Origin of the sequence: Gilliamella sp. ESL0443, assembly GCF_019469165.1 — a bacterium.
Lineage (GTDB): Bacteria > Pseudomonadota > Gammaproteobacteria > Enterobacterales > Orbaceae > Gilliamella > Gilliamella apicola_E.
The window spans coordinates 1,601,363-1,620,250 of the sequence record NZ_CP048263.1 but is presented as its reverse complement, the minus strand read 5'-3'; the positions used below and the strand labels follow the sequence as shown (position 1 = coordinate 1,620,250).

The window sequence follows — 18,888 nt, the reverse complement described above, 5'->3', positions numbered from 1 at the left end:
TGATTAATGATTAGGAGCGATAATGTAATCGCCCCTGATATTAAACTATTCGAAAATCGTTTTGTGTAGAACCTTTATTACATCTTCAGCATCATTGCTTCTTGCTAGAAGGCAAAGATTATGGGTGCTAGCACCGTAACAACAAAGTCGAATAATAAAGTCATCTAAAGCGCCAAAGACTTCTTTAGCGATACCTTTTGTTGTGGTTAGATTGTTACCAATGATGGCAATTAGTGCTAAATCTTCTTCAACTTCAACATGGCAAACTGTTGATAATTCATCGAATAATGCTTTTGTTAATAGGCTATTTCCATTGGTATTAGTGCCTGTAGTATCAATGGTTAATGCGACACTAACTTCAGAGGTGGTGACTAAATCAACCGAAATATTATGTTTAGCCAATATGGTAAAGACATTAGCTAAAAAACCTTGTGCGTGTAGCATATTTAAGCTAGTTAAGGTCAATAATGTTTGTTTGCGACGAAGCGCTAACGCTCTAAATGAAGGTAGTGCAGATTTTATGCTATGTGTGTTATAAACGATAGTTCCACCTGCTTCTGGCGCTTTACTTGAACCAACAAATACTGGAATATTACTACGTACAGCAGGAACAAGTGTTGCAGGGTGTAGAACTTTAGCACCAAAGGTCGCCATTTCAGCTGCTTCAGCAAATGATATTTCGTCAATTCGTTTCGCACCTGATGTGATACGAGGATCGGTAGTATAAATACCAGCAACATCGGTCCAAATGTCTATTTGCGTGGCGTTTAAAGCCTCACCAAGAAGAGCTGCGGTATAATCACTACCACCACGACCTAAAGTTGTGGTTTTACCCGTACTTTCACTACCAATGAATCCTTGAGTAACTACGATAGCTTCTGGATTCAAAGATTTCAAATGTGCACAGCAAAGTTGTTTAATTTCGTCAATTTTTGGTACTGCTTTACCGAACTTGTCATCGGTACGCATGACTTTACGTACATCAAACCATAGGGCATTTTTTTGTTTTTGTTTTAATATTTCAACAAATAGTTTTGATGACATTATTTCGCCATGACTGACTAATTCATCCGTCAAAGCAGGGGAGGTTGCCAAGCTTGCTGCTTCTGATAATGAGGCAATATTTGCAATTATTTGGTCAATTTCAGCGCGTAGGGTTGGATTTTCAGGAAGATTTTCTAATATGTTGTATTGAATCGATTGAATTTTAGCGATATGTTTTGCTCTTACATTGGCATCACGACCTTCAGCTAATGCTACCAGTAAATTTGTTATACCTGCAGAGGCAGACAACACAACAACTTTGACACTAGGATTAGCTATAACAATATTGGCACTATTAACCATTGCGGGATAATCTGCAACACTAGTACCGCCAAACTTAGCAATTATAAATGATCTTTCCATGTATTCCTCATATTAAAAATTTTTATTTTTAACAGAGATAGAGCGGGCATGTCCTAATACAGTTAAAAAAATACATACCATGAAGCGCTCCACCTGTTAGGGTGACAACCCAAGGGATTCAGCCCTTGCAGTCGATTTAATTGCTTTCTGGAATAACAATTAAACCTCGGCATTACATCCCCTCAATCATTTATTTGCGGCTCCAGTCCCTAAAATGATCTGCCTGAGTAATGCGCCTCTTCTTAATTCTGATTTCAGTGTCGTATAGGATTAACGATTTTACCAAATGTGTCAATAGGTTAAATATTAAAAAAAATTATAGAGCTTTGTTAAAATAAACTGTTAATTATAAACTCCGTTCAAATAATTCAATAATCGTTTGATATAGTTTTTTCACAGAACAATCTTTAGTTGGTGTGCTAAAAATCGTATCATCACCGGCAATTGAGCCTAAAATCCCTTCTGATTTACCGATTGAATCTAACAATCTCGCAATAAGCTGAGCTGCGCCTGGGCTTGTTCGAATAACAACCATTGAACTATTGTAATCAATATCTAACACTAAATTTTTTAATGGACTGCTTGTTGTTGGAACACTCATTTCAGCAGGTAAACAATAAACCATCTCAGATTTTGCGTTGCGAGTTCTTACAGCGCCAAATTTAGTTAACATTCGCGATACTTTAGATTGATTTATATTATCAAATCCTTGTTCTTGTAAGGCTTGTACGATACCTATCTGAGAACTAAACTTTTCTTGTAAAAGCATTTCTTTGAAAGTTTTAGTGAGATCTTTTTGTTTCATACTGTTCCTTTAAATTTAATTTATGACTAACTGATTAAAACAATAAGTCATATTAACGGGTTAACTAAAATGCTTGATTACGGTCAGTTATTTTTAATGATTGCTAATTAAGCTAGTATGCTTATAAAGCTTCATTCAAATATTGAATATAATCTACATAATTATGCATGATATTTGCATAAAATTAAAGATTAGATTTTATAGCATTTTTGGGACGAAATGATTTAATGATGTGATCATGTGTTTCGATGTAAGGACCTTCTAGCAGATCAATACAATATGGAACACTTGCAAATATGCCAGTAACAATAGTGTTACCTTCATCATCCTTTACACCTTCAAGTGTTTCCTTGATTGATTTTGGTCGACCTGGTAAATTCAAAATTAAACATTGCTTACGAATAACAGCAACTTGTCTGGATAAGATCGCAGTTGGAACAAAATGTAAACTAATCTGCCGCATCTGTTCGCCAAATCCGGGCATTATTCTATCTGCGATAGCTAAAGTTGCGTCAGGTGTTACATCTCTTATTGCTGGTCCTGTTCCGCCTGTGGTTAAAATCAGATTACATTGCAAATCATCAACCAATTCGCATAATGTTTTTTCAATGATGATTTGTTCATCGGGAATAATGCGTTGTTCGGTAATAAAAGCTGTTTTCAATGCAGATTTTAACCATGATAACAAAGCTGGAATACCTTCATCTTGATAAACGCCTTGTGATGCTCTATCTGATATTGAAACTAATCCAATTTTAACCATAACATTTATTCCTTAATCCATATATTTATCTAAATATTAAACAATATTGTCAATTGATTAAACATGATATCATATTATTCAAATAGCAATTTACTCAATTAGGATACATTTATGTCGTCAACACCTGCACTAGAACTTATAGCGCTTAAGAAAAAATATAAAAATGGTGTAGAAGCATTAAAAGGAATTAATTTAACTGTAGCGGCAGGAGATTTTTATGCTTTACTTGGACCAAATGGTGCAGGTAAGTCAACCACCATTGGTATTATTAGCTCTTTAGTTACTAAAACCTCAGGCCAAGTTAAAATCTTTGGATATGACTTAGATACGGATCTTGTTAATGCAAAAAGACAATTAGGACTTGTTCCTCAGGAATTTAACTTTAACCAATTTGAAGAAGTAATCCAAATTGTTACCAATCAAGGTGGTTACTATGGGTTGCCACGAAAATTGGCTTTACAACGAGCTGAAAAGTATCTGCGTATTTTAGATTTATGGGATAAACGACATAGTAGAGCTAATATGTTATCAGGTGGGATGAAAAGACGACTAATGATAGCTCGCGCACTTGTCCACGAACCTAAATTATTAATTCTGGATGAACCTACTGCTGGGGTTGATATAGAGTTACGTCGTTCCATGTGGGATTTTCTACGTGAGATTAATAAACAAGGTATCACCATTATATTAACCACGCATTATTTGGAAGAAGCAGAAATGCTTTGCCGTCACATTGGTATAATTCAGCACGGAGAATTAATTGCTAACTCTTCAATGCGTGATTTACTAGCAAAAAGTCAATCTGAAACAATTATTATTGATTATGTACCAACATCAACACCAATCTCCCTTAAAGGGTATAATTATACTGATATTGAATCTGGCATGTTAGAAGTAAACGTAGATAAACAACAAGGATTAAATCAGTTATTTGAACAACTCAATCAACAAAACATAAAAGTGATTAGTGTTCGTAATAAAGCTAATCGATTAGAAGAATTATTTGTAGATTTGTTGCGAAATGATACCAAAGGAGCTATTGATGAATAATTTATATTGGATTGCCTTAAAAAGTATTTGGCGTAAAGAAGTTACCCGATTTTTAAGAATTTGGATCCAAACACTGATTCCTCCTGTTATTACAATGTCACTATATTTTATTATTTTCGGTAATTTAATCGGTTCGCGAGTTGGTGATATGGGTGGCTTTAGTTATATGGCATTCATTGTGCCTGGTTTAATTATGATGTCGGTCATAACCAATTCATATACAAACGTCTGTTCTTCATTTTTTAGTGCTAAATTTCAACGTAATATTGAAGAAATACTTGTTGCTCCTGTTCCGACTCATATTATTATTTGGGGATATGTTGGTGGTGGTGTAATGCGTGGTTTATTAACTGGTGTGTTGGTCACTGCTGTATCGTTATTTTTTGTTAGATATGAAGTTCATTCGTGGACTTTTGTAGTTTTCACCTTATTATTAACCTCAATTTTGTTTTCATTAGCTGGATTGTTAAATGCAGTATTTGCAAAATCATTTGATGATATAAGTATTATTCCAACCTTTGTATTAACACCGTTAACTTACTTGGGCGGAGTTTTTTATTCAATCACTATGTTACCGACTTTTTGGCAATGGGTTTCTAAACTTAATCCTATTGTTTATATGATCAATGGTTTTCGCTATGGTTTTTTAGGTATTAGTGATGTTTCATTAGTTATTACTTTTTCGATGCTTATATTATTTGTTAGCATTTTATATTTTATAGCATGGCGAATAATTGAAAGTGGAAGAGGGCTTAGAAGTTAGACAAATCAGACTAAACCGCCGACTTATATCGGCGGTAAGATAAAACTTATTTTGCTCCTGCAACGGCTTCTTTTGCCATTTCAGTAATTTTAGCAAAATCACCTTTAGCAATTGCATCAGTTGGAATAAACCAAGTTCCACCAACGCAAAGAACATTATCAAGCGCTAAATAATCGCGATAGTTTTTAGGATTCACACCACCTGTCGGGCAGAATTTCATATAACCACAAGGACCAGCAAACGCTTTTAACGCAGCAACACCGCCATTAATTTCAGCAGGGAAGAATTTTAATGCTGTTAAACCATATTCTTGAGCTGTTAATAATTCTGAAATGGTTGCAATCCCAGGAATAACTGGCACAGGACCTTCAACTGCTGCTTTTAAAATAGAGTCAGTAATACCCGGAGTGATGATAAATTCTACACCCGCTTCAGTTACTTGTTTAAGTTGCTCTACTGTGGTTACAGTACCGGCACCGACTACAGCTTCTGGAACTTCGTTAATAATTTTCTTAATTGCGTCAAGTGCACAAGCTGTTCTTAAGGTGACTTCTAAAACCTTCACGCCACCAGCAATCAATGCTTTTGCTAAAGGAACGGCATCTTCTAAACGCTCAATAACAATAACAGGAACTACTGGACCTAATGTTAAAATTTCTTCAGCGCTTTTTTTCCAATTTTTCATATGTATTACCTATACTTTATTTACTTCTATACAGCAATAAGCCCTCAAATTATTGAGGGCTTATTTTACTCATAAATACCTAATTTCTTTTCTAAATAGTGAATGTTCGTGCCACCTTTTATGAAGCCTTCATCATTTAAAATCTCTAGATGAAGTTCGATATTGGTTTTTATACCATCAATAACCAGTTCTGCTAATGCATTCTTCATGCGGGCAATAGCGACTTCACGAGTTTCACCATAGGCGATTAATTTACCGATCATTGAATCATAATATGGTGGTACAGTATAGCCAGCATATATATGTGATTCCCAACGGATACCAAATCCTCCCGGAGCATGGAAACGTGTTATTTTGCCCGGAGATGGCATAAATGTTTTAGGATCTTCGGCATTGATTCGGCATTCAATTGCATGGCCTTTAATTTCAATGTCACTTTGCTTAATTGACAAAGGTTGTCCAGCTGCAATCAGAATTTGTTCACGAATAAGATCAACTCCAGTAACCATTTCAGTAACTGGGTGTTCTACTTGAATACGAGTATTCATTTCGATGAAGTAGAATTCACCATTTTCAAATAAGAACTCAAAAGTACCTGCACCACGATATCCAATCTCGATACATGCATTAACACAACGTTCACCGATGAATTTACGCATTTTCGGTGTAATACCAACCGCTGGTGCTTCTTCAAGTACTTTTTGGTGACGTCTTTGCATTGAACAATCGCGTTCACCTAAATAAACTGCATGACCTTGCCCATCAGATAAAACCTGTATTTCGATATGGCGTGGGTTTTCTAGGAATTTTTCCATGTAAACCATATCATTATTAAATGCGGTTTTTGCTTCAAGTTTAGTCATTTTGATTGATTGTTCGAGATCTTTTTCTTCACGAACAATACGCATTCCACGACCACCGCCGCCGCCAGACGCTTTAATAATAACTGGATAACCAATTTTTTTAGCAATTTGCTTATTAAGGTCCATATTACTGCCAAGAGGACCATCAGAACCAGGAACACAAGGTACGCCTGCTTTTTTCATTGCTTCAATGGCTGAAACTTTATCACCCATTAAACGAATAGTATCAGGTTTTGGACCGATAAATATAAAGCCTGAACGTTCAACTTGTTCAGCAAAATCCGCATTTTCTGATAAAAATCCATATCCAGGATGAATAGCTGCTGCGCCGGTTACTTCGGCAGCAGAGATTAATGCAGGGATATTAAGATAACTTTTGGCTGAAGCTGCTGGACCTATACAAACGGTTTCGTCTGCAAGTAGCACATGTTTTAAGTCTTTATCTGCCGAAGAGTGAACAGCGACAGTTTTAATTCCAAGTTCTTTACATGCTCTTAAAATACGAAGAGCGATTTCTCCGCGGTTAGCAATAAGAATTTTATCAAGCATATTCAATCTCTTAATCGTCTAAGTTAACAAATAATTCTGATTATTCAATAATGAATAGTGGTTGATCGAATTCAACTGGTTGACCATTTTCAACTAAGATAGCTTTAATAGTCCCTGCTTTTTCTGATTCAATTTGGTTCATCATTTTCATTGCTTCAACAATGCAAAGCACATCACCAACATTTACAGATTGACCGACTTCAACAAATGCTTTAGATTCAGGGCTTGGAGTTCGATAGAACGTACCAACCATTGGTGATTTTATGGTTGTGCCACTATTAGTTTCTGTGATGACTTCTGCTTCAACTGTAGCCGCAGTGACTGTTGGAGCAGGAACAGCAACCGGTTGGGGAATTTGAATGTTTTGCACTGGAGCTGTATAGGTAGGTGTCGACCGACTAATTCGAACCGATTCTTCACCCTCAGAAATTTCAAGCTCAGAAATACCTGATTCTTCTACTAATTCAATTAACTTTTTAATTTTACGTATATCCATGAATTACACCGTGTTTATTTGATATAAATAACAATTATTTTAATGTACCTTTAATATCTTAAAAGTAATCTTTTAATTCGATACTAAAAATAGTAACTCAACATTAACGCGGAAGGATACACTGTAAATCATATTTTGTCATTATATATCTCCTTTACAAACACTTGTTATACTATTTTCTAGGTATTATTTTTAAATTGCGATACAATATAACCCTTAATTATTATTGAGGCTGGCTGTGGTTTTTATCTGCTAAATGAACTATTATTTGTCGGATAAAATTAAAATATATATTCTGTAGACGCCTAAGTTTGCTTCTAATACTCAAATATATTTAAACAAGATTAATTCTAGGAAGAGTTTTTATTATGTTCAAAAAAGTTCGCGGCTTGTTTTCAAATGATTTATCGATTGATTTAGGTACAGCCAACACGCTTATTTATGTAAAAGGGCAAGGCATTGTGCTTAACGAACCTTCAGTTGTTGCCATTCGTCAAGATCGCTCAGGAACACCTAAAAGTGTTGCTGCCGTTGGCCATGCTGCGAAACAGATGCTAGGGCGGACACCTGGTAATATTGCAGCTATCAGACCAATGAAAGACGGTGTGATTGCAGACTTTTCCGTCACTGAAAAAATGTTACAGTATTTTATTCGACAAGTTCACAGCCATAGCTTCTTAAGACCAAGCCCTCGTGTATTGGTTTGTGTGCCAGTTGGCGCAACCCAAGTGGAACGTCGTGCTATTCGTGAATCAGCATTAGGTGCTGGTGCTCGTGAAGTTTATTTAATTGAAGAACCAATGGCTGCGGCAATTGGTGCTGATTTACCAGTTTCTGCACCAACTGGCTCAATGGTTGTTGATATCGGTGGCGGTACAACAGAAGTTGCTGTTATTTCATTAAATGGTGTAGTTTATTCCGCTTCTGCGCGCATTGGTGGAGACCGTTTTGATGAAGCAATAATCAATTATGTTCGTCGTAATTATGGTGCATTAATTGGTGAAGCGACCGCAGAAAAAATTAAACACTTCATTGGAAGTGCTTATCCAGGTGATGAAGTCCTTGAAATCGAAGTACGTGGTCGTAACTTAGCTGAAGGTGTGCCACGTAGTTTTACACTAAACTCGAATGAAATCTTAGAAGCATTACAAGAGCCATTAAGTGGTATTGTTAGTGCTGTTAAAGTTGCTCTAGAACAGTGTCCTCCAGAACTAGCTTCTGATATTTCAGAACATGGTATGGTATTGACTGGTGGTGGTGCATTATTACGTAATATTGATAAATTATTATCTGCTGAAACAGGGATTCACGTTGTTGTAGCTGAAGACCCACTTACTTGCGTAGCTCGTGGTGGTGGTAAAGCTCTTGATATGGTAGATATGCATGGTGGTGATCTCTTCAGTGAAGAGTAATAATATTACTAGCAAGTAACGAATATTTCATTTTTTCCGCCGACATTGTCGGCGGAGTCATATCTTAAAATAGTTAAATTCTAGATATATAACAGGTAAATACTGGACAATGAAATTACTTTTTTCTAAACGTTCGCCTCTGAGTGTTCAATTATTTATATCACTGGCACTCGCTTTGACGTTAATAGTGCTAGATATCAATTATCGTCCTTTTAAAGAGGTTCGTTATTATTTAGATACCTTAATTTCGCCACTTTATCATGTTTCAAATGCACCAAAATCATCATTTGATTCGCTGTATGAAATGTCGAAAACACAAGAGACACTAATTAAAGAAAATGCAGAACTGCAAGAAACCTTAATGCAACAAAAAAGTAATCTATTATTGCTTGAACATTTAAAGCATGAAAATGACCGCCTAAGAGGGCTATTAGGTTCACCTTTAAGACATGATGAACATAAAATGGCTGCTCAAGTATTATTAGCTGATACTGATCCTTACGTTTATCAAGTGGTAATTAATAAAGGTAAAAATGACGGTGTATATATAGGTCAGCCGGTAGTAGATGAAAAAGGTATCGTTGGACAAATTTATCAAACCGCTCAATCAACAAGCCGAGCGATCTTAGTTTGTGATTATCAACATGCAATTCCAGTACAAGTATTAAGAAATGATATTTCAATGGTAGCTGTTGGTAATGGATGCAGTAACGATTTAACGCTTGATTTTTTACCTAACAATGTTGATGTCAAAGTTGGTGATGTTTTAGTCACTTCTGGGCTTGATGGTCGCTTCCCAGAAGGGTACCCAGTGGCTGTCGTTAGTTCAGTAAAGCTTGATATAAGTGATTCCACCCCCATTATTTCTGCTACGCCAACCGCAGATTTAAAACGTTTACGTTATCTACTGTTATTGTGGGGCGATCAAGGAGTAAAACATGAGGGGTAATAATCGAATTAGTATACTGGTTATTTGGTTAACGTTGCTAATTGGCTTATGTGTACAAATCATACCGTGGTCACCTGAATATAATATGTTTAAGCCACATTTATTAATGTTAATTATGGCCTATTGGTTAATAGCATTACCGCACCGAATTGGTATGGGCATGGCATTTTTATTAGGTATCATTTTAGATCTATTCTCAGGATCGCTTTTAGGTATTCACGCATTTATTTTTTCATGCGTGGCTTATTTGTTAATGTTTAAATTCCAGTTAATCCGTAATTTAGCTTTATGGCAACAATCAATTATTATTTTTGCCGTTTCGCTTTGTTATAATATATTAGTATTTCTGTTTCAAGTTAGTATTTATCATACCATAACGATTTCACCTTTAATTTTAGTATCTAGTTTTGTTGATGGGGTATTATGGATAGTGATTTATCTATTCTTACGACTAATAAGACGAAACTTTGCTATTAATTAATAAGGGATCATTATGTCTGTCGAATTATTAATGAACGTAACGCCATCAGAAACTCGGGTGGCATATATTGAAGATGGGATATTACAAGAAATCCACGTAGATCGTGAATCACGTCGAGGTATTGTAGGAAATATCTATAAAGGCAAAATCATTCGTATTTTACCGGGTATGCAAGCTGCGTTTGTTGATATCGGTCTTGAAAAAGCTGCTTTTTTGCACGCTTCGGATATCATGCCGCATACCGAATGCGTATCGGACAGTGAACAAGAACAGTTTCAAGTTAAAGATATTTCTGAATTGGTACGTCAAGGCCAAGATTTAATGGTACAAGTTGTTAAAGATCCTTTGGGGACTAAAGGTGCCAGACTTACTACAGATATAACTTTACCTTCGCGTTATTTAGTTTTAATGCCTGGTCCAAACTCTGCTCATGTAGCGACATCGCAACGAATTGAATCGGAAGAAGAGCGTGAAAGGCTAAAAAAAATTGTTGAACAATATGTTACCGATGAAAGTGGTTTTATTGTTAGAACTGCTGCCGAAGGAGCAAATGCTCACGAACTTGAACAAGATGCCAATTTTTTAAAACGTTTATGGGCAAAAATTCAAGAACGAATGGCGCGTCCAATCAGCAAATATTTAGTCTATGGTGAGCTTGCTTTATCTCAGCGAGTATTACGGGATTTTGTTGGCGACCCAATTGAACGAATTTTGGTTGACTCTAAACTTACTTATGATTTGTTGGTTGAGTTTACACAGGAATTTATGCCAGAAGTTACCAACAAATTAACCCATTATCGCGGTAATATCCCTATTTTCGATCTGTATGATATTGAAAACGAAATTCAACGAGCGTTAGACCGTAAAGTCAAATTAAAATCGGGTGGTTATTTAATTATTGATCAAACCGAAGCTATGACGACCATTGATATTAATACTGGTGCATTTGTAGGTCATCGTAATTTAGAAGAAACTATTTTCAACACCAATATCGAAGCAACTATTGCGATTGCGCGTCAATTACGATTACGCAATTTAGGCGGTATTATCATTATCGATTTTATTGATATGCAAGAAGATATTCACCGTGAACGAGTGTTATTATCTTTACAAGACTTTTTAGCTAAAGACCGAGCACGAACATCTGTGAACACTTTCTCTGGTTTGGGGTTAGTTGAAATGACACGTAAGCGGACTCGAGAAAGTATTGGTCATATACTTTGTGAAGAGTGTCCTGCATGTAAAGGTCGAGGGATTGTTAAATCAGTAGAAACGGTTTGTAATGAAATACTCCGTGAAATTGTTCGTATATACAAAGCTCACCGCTCTGAATACTTTTTGGTTTATGCCTCAGCTGCAGTGGCTAATGCATTAACGACGGATGAATCACATGCGCTAGCAGAAGTTGAAGTGTTTGTTGGTAAACGTGTTGAAGTAAAAGTTGAACCACTTTATATTCAAGAACAATATGATGTAGTACTTATGTAATAATAAATTTTACAGTTTTTATATTGATAATCATTAGATTAAGGAATTTATGAACGTAGCCCAAGTGAGTGAACGGTTACTCAATCCAAATAACTTAAATCAGCAAGATATAGTAAATTTGCTTGATATGCTTAGTTCAAGGCAAATTGATTTTGGTGATTTATATTTTTTATCTGGTTATTACGAAAGTTGGTCTCTTGAAGATAGCATTATTAAAAATGCCTCTTTTCATCGCGATCAAGGTGTTGGTGTTAGAGCGATTATTGGTGAAAAAACAGGATTTGCCTATACTGATCAGCTTTCTTTAGCTCGATTAGAGCAAAGTGTATTAGCCGCAAACTCTATTACTAAAAATCAAACACCAATTATGGTTACTCCATTTAAAACGGCTAATAATATCATCAAGTATCCATCGCTTAATCCGATAAATAGCTTTTCGCAAGAGCAAAAAATTGCCTTATTACACCAAGTTGATAAGTTAGCACGTTCAATTGATCCAAGAGTCATTGAAGTTTCAGCAAGCTTAATTGGTAGTTATGAAGACATTTTAATCGCTGGCACTGATGGTACCTTATGTGCAGATGTTAGGCCTTTAGTTCGCTTATCAGTATCCGTCCTTGTCGAACAAGATGGTAAACGTGAACGAGGGAGTAGTGGCGGTGGTGGTCGATTTAGTTATGACTATTTTTTAACGACTAACGCGGAAACAGGTGAAAGTTATGTAGATAGTTATACCCGAAAAGCTGTGCGTCAAGCTTTAGTTTTGCTCTCAGCCAAACCGGCTCCAGCAGGGACTATGCCAGTTGTTTTAGGTGCAGGTTGGCCAGGTGTGTTACTTCACGAAGCAGTAGGACACGGGCTAGAGGGAGACTTTAACCGTAAAAATAGTTCTGTGTTTTCAGGAAAAATTGGCGAACAAGTTACCTCAGAGCTTTGTACTATCGTTGATGATGGAACCATTGAAAATCGTCGAGGTTCACTCTCTATTGATGATGAAGGTACGCCAAGTCAAAAAACGGTATTAATCGAAAACGGTGTTTTAAAAGGCTACATGTTTGATAAGCTTAACGCAAAATTAATGAATTGCCATTCGACTGGCAATGGTCGCCGTGAAGGGTACGCCTGTTTACCAATGCCTAGAATGACCAATACCTATATGCTAGCGGGAACATCGAGTTTTGATGAAATCATCCAAAGTGTAGATTATGGACTATATGCACCTAATTTTGCAGGTGGGCAAGTCGATATAACTTCAGGAAAATTTGTCTTCTCAACTTCAGAAGCCTATTTAATTGAAAAAGGTAAAATTACTACGGCGGTCACAGGTGCAACGCTTATTGGATCAGGTATTGAAACGATGCAACAGATTTCAATGGTAGGCAATGATCTCGAACTTGATCCAGGTGTTGGTGTTTGTGGTAAAGCAGGGCAAAGCGTTCCTGTTAGAGTTGGTCAACCGACTTTAAAAGTGAATAATTTAACCGTAGGTGGTACTATTAACCACTAATAATAATACATTAATGAGAAAATAAGCTAAATGGATACAATCATTACACTATACCAAGCATTTGTTCATATGGATATAAAAACACTCTCAAACCCAGATGTGTTATGGATATTATATGGAATGCTATTTGTCATCATTCTATTAGAAAACGGTGTGTTACCCGCAGCTTTTTTACCGGGTGATAGTTTACTGTTTCTAACTGGCGTATTGATAAGTCTTGATGTTTTTCATTTTGGTCTTATAAACTTAATTCTAATTGCTGGTGCTGCCTTCGGCACATGGCTCGGTTATGCACAAGGCCGGTGGCTGGGTAATACCAAAACTGTACAGAATTGGATGGCACATTTGCCAGAAAAATATCACCATAAATCAGAGGTACTATTCCACAAATATGGCTTACAAGCACTATTTATTGGACGATTTATTGCATTTGTTCGCACATTATTACCAATGATGGCGGGGTTATCAGGTTTGCATAGCCGTAAATTTCATATCTACAATTGGGTAAGTGCAACATTATGGATATTTTTGATTGTTACATTAGGCTATTTATTTGGTTTATCACCAATTTTTAAAACATACGAAAAACAGATTATGTCTTTATTAATGTTAATACCAGTATTTTTATTGGTATTAGGATTAGTATTTTCGATTTGGTTAGCAATAAAGCGTTGGTTAGGTAATAAAAAACAAGCAAAGCAAAACCGTAAAGAATAAAAAGGTGAAATTAACCGATAAGCCGGGTTCTGTCGTGGACAATCATTCCTCTAGGCTAATACTCACGCATTAGCTCAAGCAGTCTACCCGGATTCAACGCGGGCCGCGCCAATGAATCCCTATTTGACCTTGCTCCGAGTGGAGTTTACCGTGCCACAACTGTTACCAGCTGCGCGGTGCGCTCTTACCGCACCCTTTCACCCTTACCTGATCTTATTGCTAAGCCATCGGCGGTATACTCTCTGTTGCACTAGTCGTGAATGCTCGCTCTCGCCAACACCCCCCAGGCGTTACCTGGCACTCTGCCCTATGGAGCCCGGACTTTCCTCCCCTCTGTTTGTCTCCCTTTTGCAAGGGACTACAACAAAGCAGCGATTGTCTGGTTAATTTCGCAAACGAGTATAACGTAATAAAGACTTTTGTCCAGAGCGGAATAAAGTATATGAATGGAATCTAAACAAAATATGAAATGAAAATCTGAGAATAAGGTGATTTAACGGTAAAAACAATCATTAAGCAAATAGATGAAAAAGCACATCTAATTGATGTGCTTAATAATCAAATGATAATTACCACTTCTTCTGTTTATTGTTTTGCGAATAGTTAAACCAAGTTACAACACCTTGGTTTACCACTACTTCTAACGTACCCTCAAGAATGTCGTATTGAGTTTCCCCAAAAATTGCATTTTTGGTTGAACTTTTTTTAAGATATGTATAAGTCCATTTTGATTCGTTAGCATTAATACTAACCTTACTTGCTGGTTGACCAAAAATATGCAGCAGTTGTGCCTCAGTGGTTGAGCCTTCAACAATTTTATCCACCTTCTCATGACTTAGTGGGGTACCTTGTTCTAAATAATTTTTTTGTGAACATGCGGATAATGCTAATACTGAAAATAAAAGCACCAAAATTTTACTAAGATTTTTCATAATAATTGCCTATTAAACTATGATTTATATCAAAAGATGGCTAATCATAGCATAGGATTAATATTGATGAAAATAATCAAGTTAGTTTAAATAAGGAAAATAGATGAATTGAATTGATAAAAGAATAAAGCAAAAACGAACACATGAAAACAAGTGTTTCTATATGTTTCCATATGTTTGTAAAAAAGTGTTAATTAGATTGTTGTCAGTTAATGATTTGAAGATGTATTATCTGAACTTTTTCTCAAAACTCGCTTAATTGGCTGTCTTGTCATTGAATTTATATAACGACTTGGCCAAATTTGCGAGGGTTTTAAATTGAGTGCTTTAGCGATAATTGACTCTCCTTTTGTCCAAGGTCTAACAAGCGCATTGCTAAGTGTTGAAGAACTTAGTCCGGATTGACGAGATAGTTCAGCGAGAGTTGTCCCTTTCTTTTTTAATGCGGCAATAATGTCTGCTTTATGCCAATCATTAGATTTAATCTCCATTTTTTTCTTCCTTCTTAGTTTATAACCTTAAATATCTATGTTATGCTTTCTAGTTATCAAAACCAGTAAGTTTATAATTTAACTTTAAATAACAATGGTAGGTAGTTTCTTAGTATTGTAACAAAGTTTCTTTAATTTCTATAACTTTTTCTTGTTTCTTAAAAATAGGATTATTAGAATGAAAGAGTGGTTCTCACCAAAAGAACTATTAAGTATTGCAGGGATGCCATCAACAACACAAGGTATAAATCGTAAAGCAAGATCTGAAAACTGGACTTCTCGTAAACGTTCAGGTGTTCGTGGTAAAGCTATTGAGTATCACATTAGCAGCTTGTCAATAGAAGTTAAAAAAGCTTTGTATCTTGAGGAAGAGAGTGCAACTTATGTTGTTTCGCCAATTAATCCACTACAACTGTGGATGACAGCATTTGAACAATTATCTGCAGAAGAACAAACGATTGTCAGTTCATGGATAATGCGAAATGGTATCAAAGATTTTGTTTCTTTTATTAACAAACACAAAAAAGATAATTAGTGTTATTGTACAAGCTGAGATATACTTTATCGTCAGAAAATTTTTAGTAGCAATGGAATAATCAATGGAAAATCAGTTTCAATTAACAAATACTAAAGAGATTATTAATTATTTAAACCAGCAGTTTCCTAATTGTTTTACTATTGAAGGGGAAGCAAAGCCTTTAAAAATTGGCATCTTTCAAGATATTATCTCTCGCCTAGAAAATAGTGAATTATTGAGCAAAACCAAACTTCGCATTGCACTTAGAACCTACACCATGGGTTGGCGCTATCTATATTGCATAAAGGAAGGTGCAAATCGCGTTGACTTAGATGGTAACCCAACTGAAGTTATTACCAAAGAACAAATGGAACATGCTCAGCAACAATTAAAAGAAAGCAAGGAGCAAGCTAAGGAAAGGGCAAAACAAAAACGTAAAGCAGCCCCTAAACCTTCTCGAAAACCTAGAGCTTTGAAAATTGGTGATTTTGTTCGAGTCAATGTTGGTCAAAAACCAGTCAAAGGACAGATCATTACTATTGAAAAAGAGCACATCAAAGTCAAAGTAGGAACAGGAATGGAACTAACAGTCAAACCTGAGCATATTATTAATCGATAGAGAATTTATATGAATAAGTTACTGAAAGGTTTTGTTAAATTCGGTCTCATTTTATGTATTATTAGTACAACGGCTCAGGCCAAAACTCCTGCAACGGAACAAATTCCAGTTTTAAAACAAGATGAAGTACATCAAGTTGTCGCCAAACGAGTAACTAATTTCTTTACTCAATCACATTATCGTGATTTTTCCTTAGATGGTGCATTTTCAGCTAAAATTTTCGATCGCTATTTCAAATTATTAGATGGTAATAAAACTATCTTTCTTCAAGATGATGTAAACAAATTCCGTAATTACCAAGAACAATTAGGTCAAGAATTAAGAGATGGCGATCTAAAAACAGCTTACGATATCTACAACCTTTTTTTACAAAAACGCTACAACCGATATCAATATGCGCTTGAAGTATTGCAACGTCCAATGGACTTTAGCGCTAAAGACGAAATTAATTTTAAGCGTGAAGACCTAGCATGGGCAACTAATGAAAAAGAACTTGATGACTATTGGGAAAAACGCGTTAAATATGACGAGCTAAATTTAGCATTAACGGGTAAAAACGAGACTCAGATTCGTGAAGTATTAACTAAACGATATAAACGCGTATTAAAAACTATTGAACAATCTAATAATGAAGATTGTTTCCAAGTCTTTATGAATGCATTTGCACGCGAAATTGACCCTCATACTAGCTATTTAGCGCCGCGTAAAAAACGGGATTTTGATTCTGAAATGAGTTTATCTTTCGAAGGAATCGGTGCCACACTTAGTCAACAAGATGATTATACCGTAATCATGTCATTTGTAACAGGCGGCCCAGCCGAAAAAAGTAAATTATTAACAGTTGGCGATAAAATTATCGGGGTAGGGCAAAGCAATTCTCCTATAGAAGATGTAATCGGTTGGCGATTAGAGGATATTGTTGACAAAATACGCGGTCCTAAAAACACCATAGTAAAATTAGAAATTTTACCAGCGGGCAACAACAGCAAACCTAAAATCATTGAACTTAAACGTGACAAAATTCATTTTGAAGATCGAGAAGCAAAATTAAAAGTTATCAATAATAGCCGAGGCAAAGTCGGTATTATTGAAATACCAAGCTTTTATATTGGGTTAAGCAAAAAGGTTCAATCATTATTAATGGAAGCTAACAGCGAAAAATTACAAGGCCTAGTTATTGATTTGCGCAATAATGGCGGTGGTTCATTAGCTGAAGTTATTGAGTTAACAGGCTTATTTATTGACAATGGTCCAGTCGTACAAGTACGTGATAATCTTCAAAAAATCACGACTTATGATGACAAAAATAAAGGTATTGACTACAGTGGTCCAATTGTTGTGATGATTAACCGTTATAGTGCTTCAGCATCAGAAATTTTCTCAGCAGCGATGCAAGATTATGGTCGGGCAGTAATTGTTGGTGAAACCACCTATGGCAAGGGAACAGTACAAACTTCACGAGGTATCTCATACCCAGTTGATGCTCGTTTACACCCAAGCTGGCCTGAACTTGGTGGTGCTCAATATACTGTCCAAAAATTCTATCGTATTAATGGTGGCAGTACCCAATTAAAGGGTGTTGATCCTGATATTGAAATGACCAAAAGCCAATATGTTGATGAAACTGGTGAACGATTCTTAGATAATGCTATGCCATGGGATAAAATTCCTTCTGCAGACTATTTAACTGTAGCAAACATCAAACCACTATTAGCAAACTTAAAATCGCAACATGAAGCTCGAATTGATAAAAACCCAGAATTCAACTATATCGAAGAAGACATTAAAGAATTTAATAGCAAAAAAAATGACAATCTCACTGTCTCATTAAATAAAAATGAACGTGAAACAGAGCAAAAAACTAAAGAAGAGCGAGACCTTAAGCGTATGAATGAACGCTTAAACCGTGCAGGTCTAGCACCTATTAAAAATTTAAAGGAACTCCCTAAAGATTATAAACAGCCAGATCCATTCTTAGATGAATCGGTAGAGATCTTGTTTGACTTAATACCTAATTATCCAAGTATTGAAGAAAGCAAAAACTTAGGTGGATTTTTATCTTTAGATAAACCAATTGAATAGTGTTAAAACGAAAGTAAGGAGAAAAGACTATGTGTACTGACTTAAAATATGCTTTAGTTGCAACCGTATTAATTTTATCCATTATTGCAGCTTTTGGCGTTGTTGTTTGCATGAATTAAGACTTGATTAATTTGGTCCAGATAATTATAGTATGCACCCTGCTTTTTTAAAGCGGGTGCTAAATTAAGGTGAGGTGTCCGAGTGGTTGAAGGAGCACGCCTGGAAAGTGTGTATACGGCAACGTATCAAGGGTTCGAATCCCTTCCTCACCGCCATTAAAATTTATTTAGTCATTGCAGCAAAGAACCCAGA

General features: G+C 35.9%; 20 protein-coding genes, 1 tRNA gene, 1 other RNA gene and 1 riboswitch. Of the genes, 13 read left to right on the top strand and 9 right to left on the bottom strand.

Going from position 1 to position 18,888, the window contains the following annotated elements; all coding sequences use genetic code 11:
• Positions 1-45: 45 nt before the first annotated feature.
• The 3 genes from lysC to mog form a co-directional block, all read right to left on the bottom strand.
• Positions 46-1,407 carry a lysine-sensitive aspartokinase 3 gene (gene lysC / locus GYM76_RS07410; RefSeq protein WP_220225055.1) on the bottom strand — a complete coding sequence of 454 codons (1,362 nt, stop codon included), beginning with the start codon at positions 1,405-1,407 and terminating at the stop codon, positions 46-48.
• A 74-nt stretch (positions 1,408-1,481) separates the two neighbouring features.
• Positions 1,482-1,656, bottom strand: a riboswitch (Lysine riboswitch).
• A 97-nt stretch (positions 1,657-1,753) separates the two neighbouring features.
• The gene (gene argR / locus GYM76_RS07405; RefSeq protein ID WP_065734283.1) at positions 1,754-2,212 is read right to left on the bottom strand and encodes a transcriptional regulator ArgR; all 459 of its coding nucleotides are present in this window, start codon (positions 2,210-2,212) and stop codon (positions 1,754-1,756) included.
• A gap of 184 nt (positions 2,213-2,396) precedes the next feature.
• Positions 2,397-2,975, bottom strand: coding sequence for a molybdopterin adenylyltransferase (gene mog, locus GYM76_RS07400; protein WP_220225054.1), 579 nt, complete (start codon positions 2,973-2,975; stop codon positions 2,397-2,399).
• 111 nt (positions 2,976-3,086) lie between these two features.
• Here mog and GYM76_RS07395 point away from each other — a divergent pair, with 111 nt between their 5' ends.
• On the top strand, positions 3,087-4,025 hold the full coding sequence (locus GYM76_RS07395; protein ID WP_065734285.1) for an ABC transporter ATP-binding protein: 939 nt from the start codon (positions 3,087-3,089) through the stop codon (positions 4,023-4,025).
• A complete protein-coding gene (locus GYM76_RS07390; protein WP_065562219.1) occupies positions 4,018-4,788 on the top strand; it encodes an ABC transporter permease in 771 nt (256 codons plus the stop codon). The genes GYM76_RS07395 and GYM76_RS07390 overlap by 8 nt, the downstream gene beginning before the upstream one ends.
• 46 nt (positions 4,789-4,834) lie before the next feature.
• Here the strand turns inward: GYM76_RS07390 and GYM76_RS07385 are convergent, their stop codons facing one another.
• The 3 genes from GYM76_RS07385 to accB all read right to left on the bottom strand — a co-directional run bounded on the left by GYM76_RS07385 (position 4,835) and on the right by accB (position 7,381).
• The gene (locus GYM76_RS07385) at positions 4,835-5,473 is read right to left on the bottom strand and encodes a bifunctional 4-hydroxy-2-oxoglutarate aldolase/2-dehydro-3-deoxy-phosphogluconate aldolase (protein WP_065562218.1); all 639 of its coding nucleotides are present in this window, start codon (positions 5,471-5,473) and stop codon (positions 4,835-4,837) included.
• Positions 5,474-5,538: 65 nt separating this feature from the next.
• On the bottom strand, positions 5,539-6,885 hold the full coding sequence (gene accC, locus GYM76_RS07380; RefSeq protein ID WP_065562217.1) for an acetyl-CoA carboxylase biotin carboxylase subunit: 1,347 nt from the start codon (positions 6,883-6,885) through the stop codon (positions 5,539-5,541).
• Positions 6,886-6,925: 40 nt separating this feature from the next.
• On the bottom strand, positions 6,926-7,381 hold the full coding sequence (gene accB / locus GYM76_RS07375) for an acetyl-CoA carboxylase biotin carboxyl carrier protein (protein WP_065562216.1): 456 nt from the start codon (positions 7,379-7,381) through the stop codon (positions 6,926-6,928).
• 368 nt (positions 7,382-7,749) lie between these two features.
• On the opposite strand from accB, the gene GYM76_RS07370 reads away from it, so the two are divergent.
• From GYM76_RS07370 to GYM76_RS07345, 6 genes are all read left to right on the top strand, one after another.
• Positions 7,750-8,793, top strand: coding sequence for a rod shape-determining protein (locus tag GYM76_RS07370; RefSeq protein WP_065562215.1), 1,044 nt, complete (start codon positions 7,750-7,752; stop codon positions 8,791-8,793).
• 109 nt (positions 8,794-8,902) lie between these two features.
• Positions 8,903-9,742: a rod shape-determining protein MreC gene (mreC, locus tag GYM76_RS07365; protein ID WP_065562214.1), complete on the top strand. Its 840-nt coding sequence runs from the start codon at positions 8,903-8,905 to the stop codon at positions 9,740-9,742.
• Positions 9,732-10,223, top strand: coding sequence for a rod shape-determining protein MreD (gene mreD / locus GYM76_RS07360; RefSeq protein ID WP_220225053.1), 492 nt, complete (start codon positions 9,732-9,734; stop codon positions 10,221-10,223). Before mreC ends, mreD begins: the two co-directional genes overlap by 11 nt.
• A 12-nt stretch (positions 10,224-10,235) precedes the next feature.
• Complete coding sequence (rng, locus tag GYM76_RS07355) at positions 10,236-11,711, top strand: ribonuclease G (protein WP_065562212.1); 1,476 nt, start codon at positions 10,236-10,238, stop codon at positions 11,709-11,711.
• A 49-nt stretch (positions 11,712-11,760) separates the two neighbouring features.
• A complete protein-coding gene (gene tldD, locus GYM76_RS07350; protein WP_220225052.1) occupies positions 11,761-13,218 on the top strand; it encodes a metalloprotease TldD in 1,458 nt (485 codons plus the stop codon).
• A gap of 30 nt (positions 13,219-13,248) precedes the next feature.
• Positions 13,249-13,935 (top strand): DedA family protein, encoded by a 687-nt coding sequence (locus GYM76_RS07345; RefSeq protein WP_220225051.1) that lies wholly within the window; start codon positions 13,249-13,251, stop codon positions 13,933-13,935.
• Between the two features lie 2 nt (positions 13,936-13,937).
• Here the strand turns inward: GYM76_RS07345 and rnpB are convergent.
• From rnpB to GYM76_RS07330, 3 genes are all read right to left on the bottom strand, one after another.
• Positions 13,938-14,326, bottom strand: an RNA gene (gene rnpB, locus GYM76_RS07340) — RNase P RNA component class A.
• A gap of 178 nt (positions 14,327-14,504) precedes the next feature.
• Entirely contained in the window at positions 14,505-14,867 is a 363-nt protein-coding gene (bamE, locus tag GYM76_RS07335; RefSeq protein ID WP_065562209.1) for an outer membrane protein assembly factor BamE, read from the bottom strand.
• Between the two features lie 209 nt (positions 14,868-15,076).
• Entirely contained in the window at positions 15,077-15,358 is a 282-nt protein-coding gene (locus GYM76_RS07330) for a helix-turn-helix transcriptional regulator (RefSeq protein WP_065562208.1), read from the bottom strand.
• 178 nt (positions 15,359-15,536) lie between these two features.
• Here GYM76_RS07330 and GYM76_RS07325 point away from each other — a divergent pair, with 178 nt between their 5' ends.
• From GYM76_RS07325 to GYM76_RS07305, 5 genes are all read left to right on the top strand, one after another.
• Positions 15,537-15,893: a DNA-binding protein gene (locus GYM76_RS07325; protein WP_065562207.1), complete on the top strand. Its 357-nt coding sequence runs from the start codon at positions 15,537-15,539 to the stop codon at positions 15,891-15,893.
• 64 nt (positions 15,894-15,957) lie between these two features.
• The gene (gene proQ, locus GYM76_RS07320) at positions 15,958-16,494 is read left to right on the top strand and encodes an RNA chaperone ProQ (protein WP_220225050.1); all 537 of its coding nucleotides are present in this window, start codon (positions 15,958-15,960) and stop codon (positions 16,492-16,494) included.
• Positions 16,495-16,503: 9 nt separating this feature from the next.
• On the top strand, positions 16,504-18,576 hold the full coding sequence (gene prc / locus GYM76_RS07315; RefSeq protein WP_220225049.1) for a carboxy terminal-processing peptidase: 2,073 nt from the start codon (positions 16,504-16,506) through the stop codon (positions 18,574-18,576).
• A gap of 29 nt (positions 18,577-18,605) precedes the next feature.
• Positions 18,606-18,695, top strand: a complete 90-nt coding sequence (locus GYM76_RS07310) for a YnhF family membrane protein (protein ID WP_141673908.1) — start codon at positions 18,606-18,608, stop codon at positions 18,693-18,695.
• Positions 18,696-18,763: 68 nt separating this feature from the next.
• Positions 18,764-18,851, top strand: a tRNA-Ser gene (locus tag GYM76_RS07305).
• Positions 18,852-18,888: the final 37 nt, after the last annotated feature.

Bases quoted from the DNA above. Each gene is read 5' to 3' on its own strand.
- lysC (WP_220225055.1), bottom strand. From the start codon at position 1,407: ATGGAAAGATCATTTATAATTGCTAAGTTTGGCGGTACTAGTGTTGCA.
- argR (WP_065734283.1), bottom strand. From the start codon at position 2,212: ATGAAACAAAAAGATCTCACTAAAACTTTCAAAGAAATGCTTTTACAA.
- mog (WP_220225054.1), bottom strand. From the start codon at position 2,975: ATGGTTAAAATTGGATTAGTTTCAATATCAGATAGAGCATCACAAGGC.
- GYM76_RS07395 (WP_065734285.1), top strand. From the start codon at position 3,087: ATGTCGTCAACACCTGCACTAGAACTTATAGCGCTTAAGAAAAAATAT.
- GYM76_RS07390 (WP_065562219.1), top strand. From the start codon at position 4,018: ATGAATAATTTATATTGGATTGCCTTAAAAAGTATTTGGCGTAAAGAA.
- GYM76_RS07385 (WP_065562218.1), bottom strand. From the start codon at position 5,473: ATGAAAAATTGGAAAAAAAGCGCTGAAGAAATTTTAACATTAGGTCCA.
- accC (WP_065562217.1), bottom strand. From the start codon at position 6,885: ATGCTTGATAAAATTCTTATTGCTAACCGCGGAGAAATCGCTCTTCGT.
- accB (WP_065562216.1), bottom strand. From the start codon at position 7,381: ATGGATATACGTAAAATTAAAAAGTTAATTGAATTAGTAGAAGAATCA.
- GYM76_RS07370 (WP_065562215.1), top strand. From the start codon at position 7,750: ATGTTCAAAAAAGTTCGCGGCTTGTTTTCAAATGATTTATCGATTGAT.
- mreC (WP_065562214.1), top strand. From the start codon at position 8,903: ATGAAATTACTTTTTTCTAAACGTTCGCCTCTGAGTGTTCAATTATTT.
- mreD (WP_220225053.1), top strand. From the start codon at position 9,732: ATGAGGGGTAATAATCGAATTAGTATACTGGTTATTTGGTTAACGTTG.
- rng (WP_065562212.1), top strand. From the start codon at position 10,236: ATGTCTGTCGAATTATTAATGAACGTAACGCCATCAGAAACTCGGGTG.
- tldD (WP_220225052.1), top strand. From the start codon at position 11,761: ATGAACGTAGCCCAAGTGAGTGAACGGTTACTCAATCCAAATAACTTA.
- GYM76_RS07345 (WP_220225051.1), top strand. From the start codon at position 13,249: ATGGATACAATCATTACACTATACCAAGCATTTGTTCATATGGATATA.
- bamE (WP_065562209.1), bottom strand. From the start codon at position 14,867: ATGAAAAATCTTAGTAAAATTTTGGTGCTTTTATTTTCAGTATTAGCA.
- GYM76_RS07330 (WP_065562208.1), bottom strand. From the start codon at position 15,358: ATGGAGATTAAATCTAATGATTGGCATAAAGCAGACATTATTGCCGCA.
- GYM76_RS07325 (WP_065562207.1), top strand. From the start codon at position 15,537: ATGAAAGAGTGGTTCTCACCAAAAGAACTATTAAGTATTGCAGGGATG.
- proQ (WP_220225050.1), top strand. From the start codon at position 15,958: ATGGAAAATCAGTTTCAATTAACAAATACTAAAGAGATTATTAATTAT.
- prc (WP_220225049.1), top strand. From the start codon at position 16,504: ATGAATAAGTTACTGAAAGGTTTTGTTAAATTCGGTCTCATTTTATGT.
- GYM76_RS07310 (WP_141673908.1), top strand. From the start codon at position 18,606: ATGTGTACTGACTTAAAATATGCTTTAGTTGCAACCGTATTAATTTTA.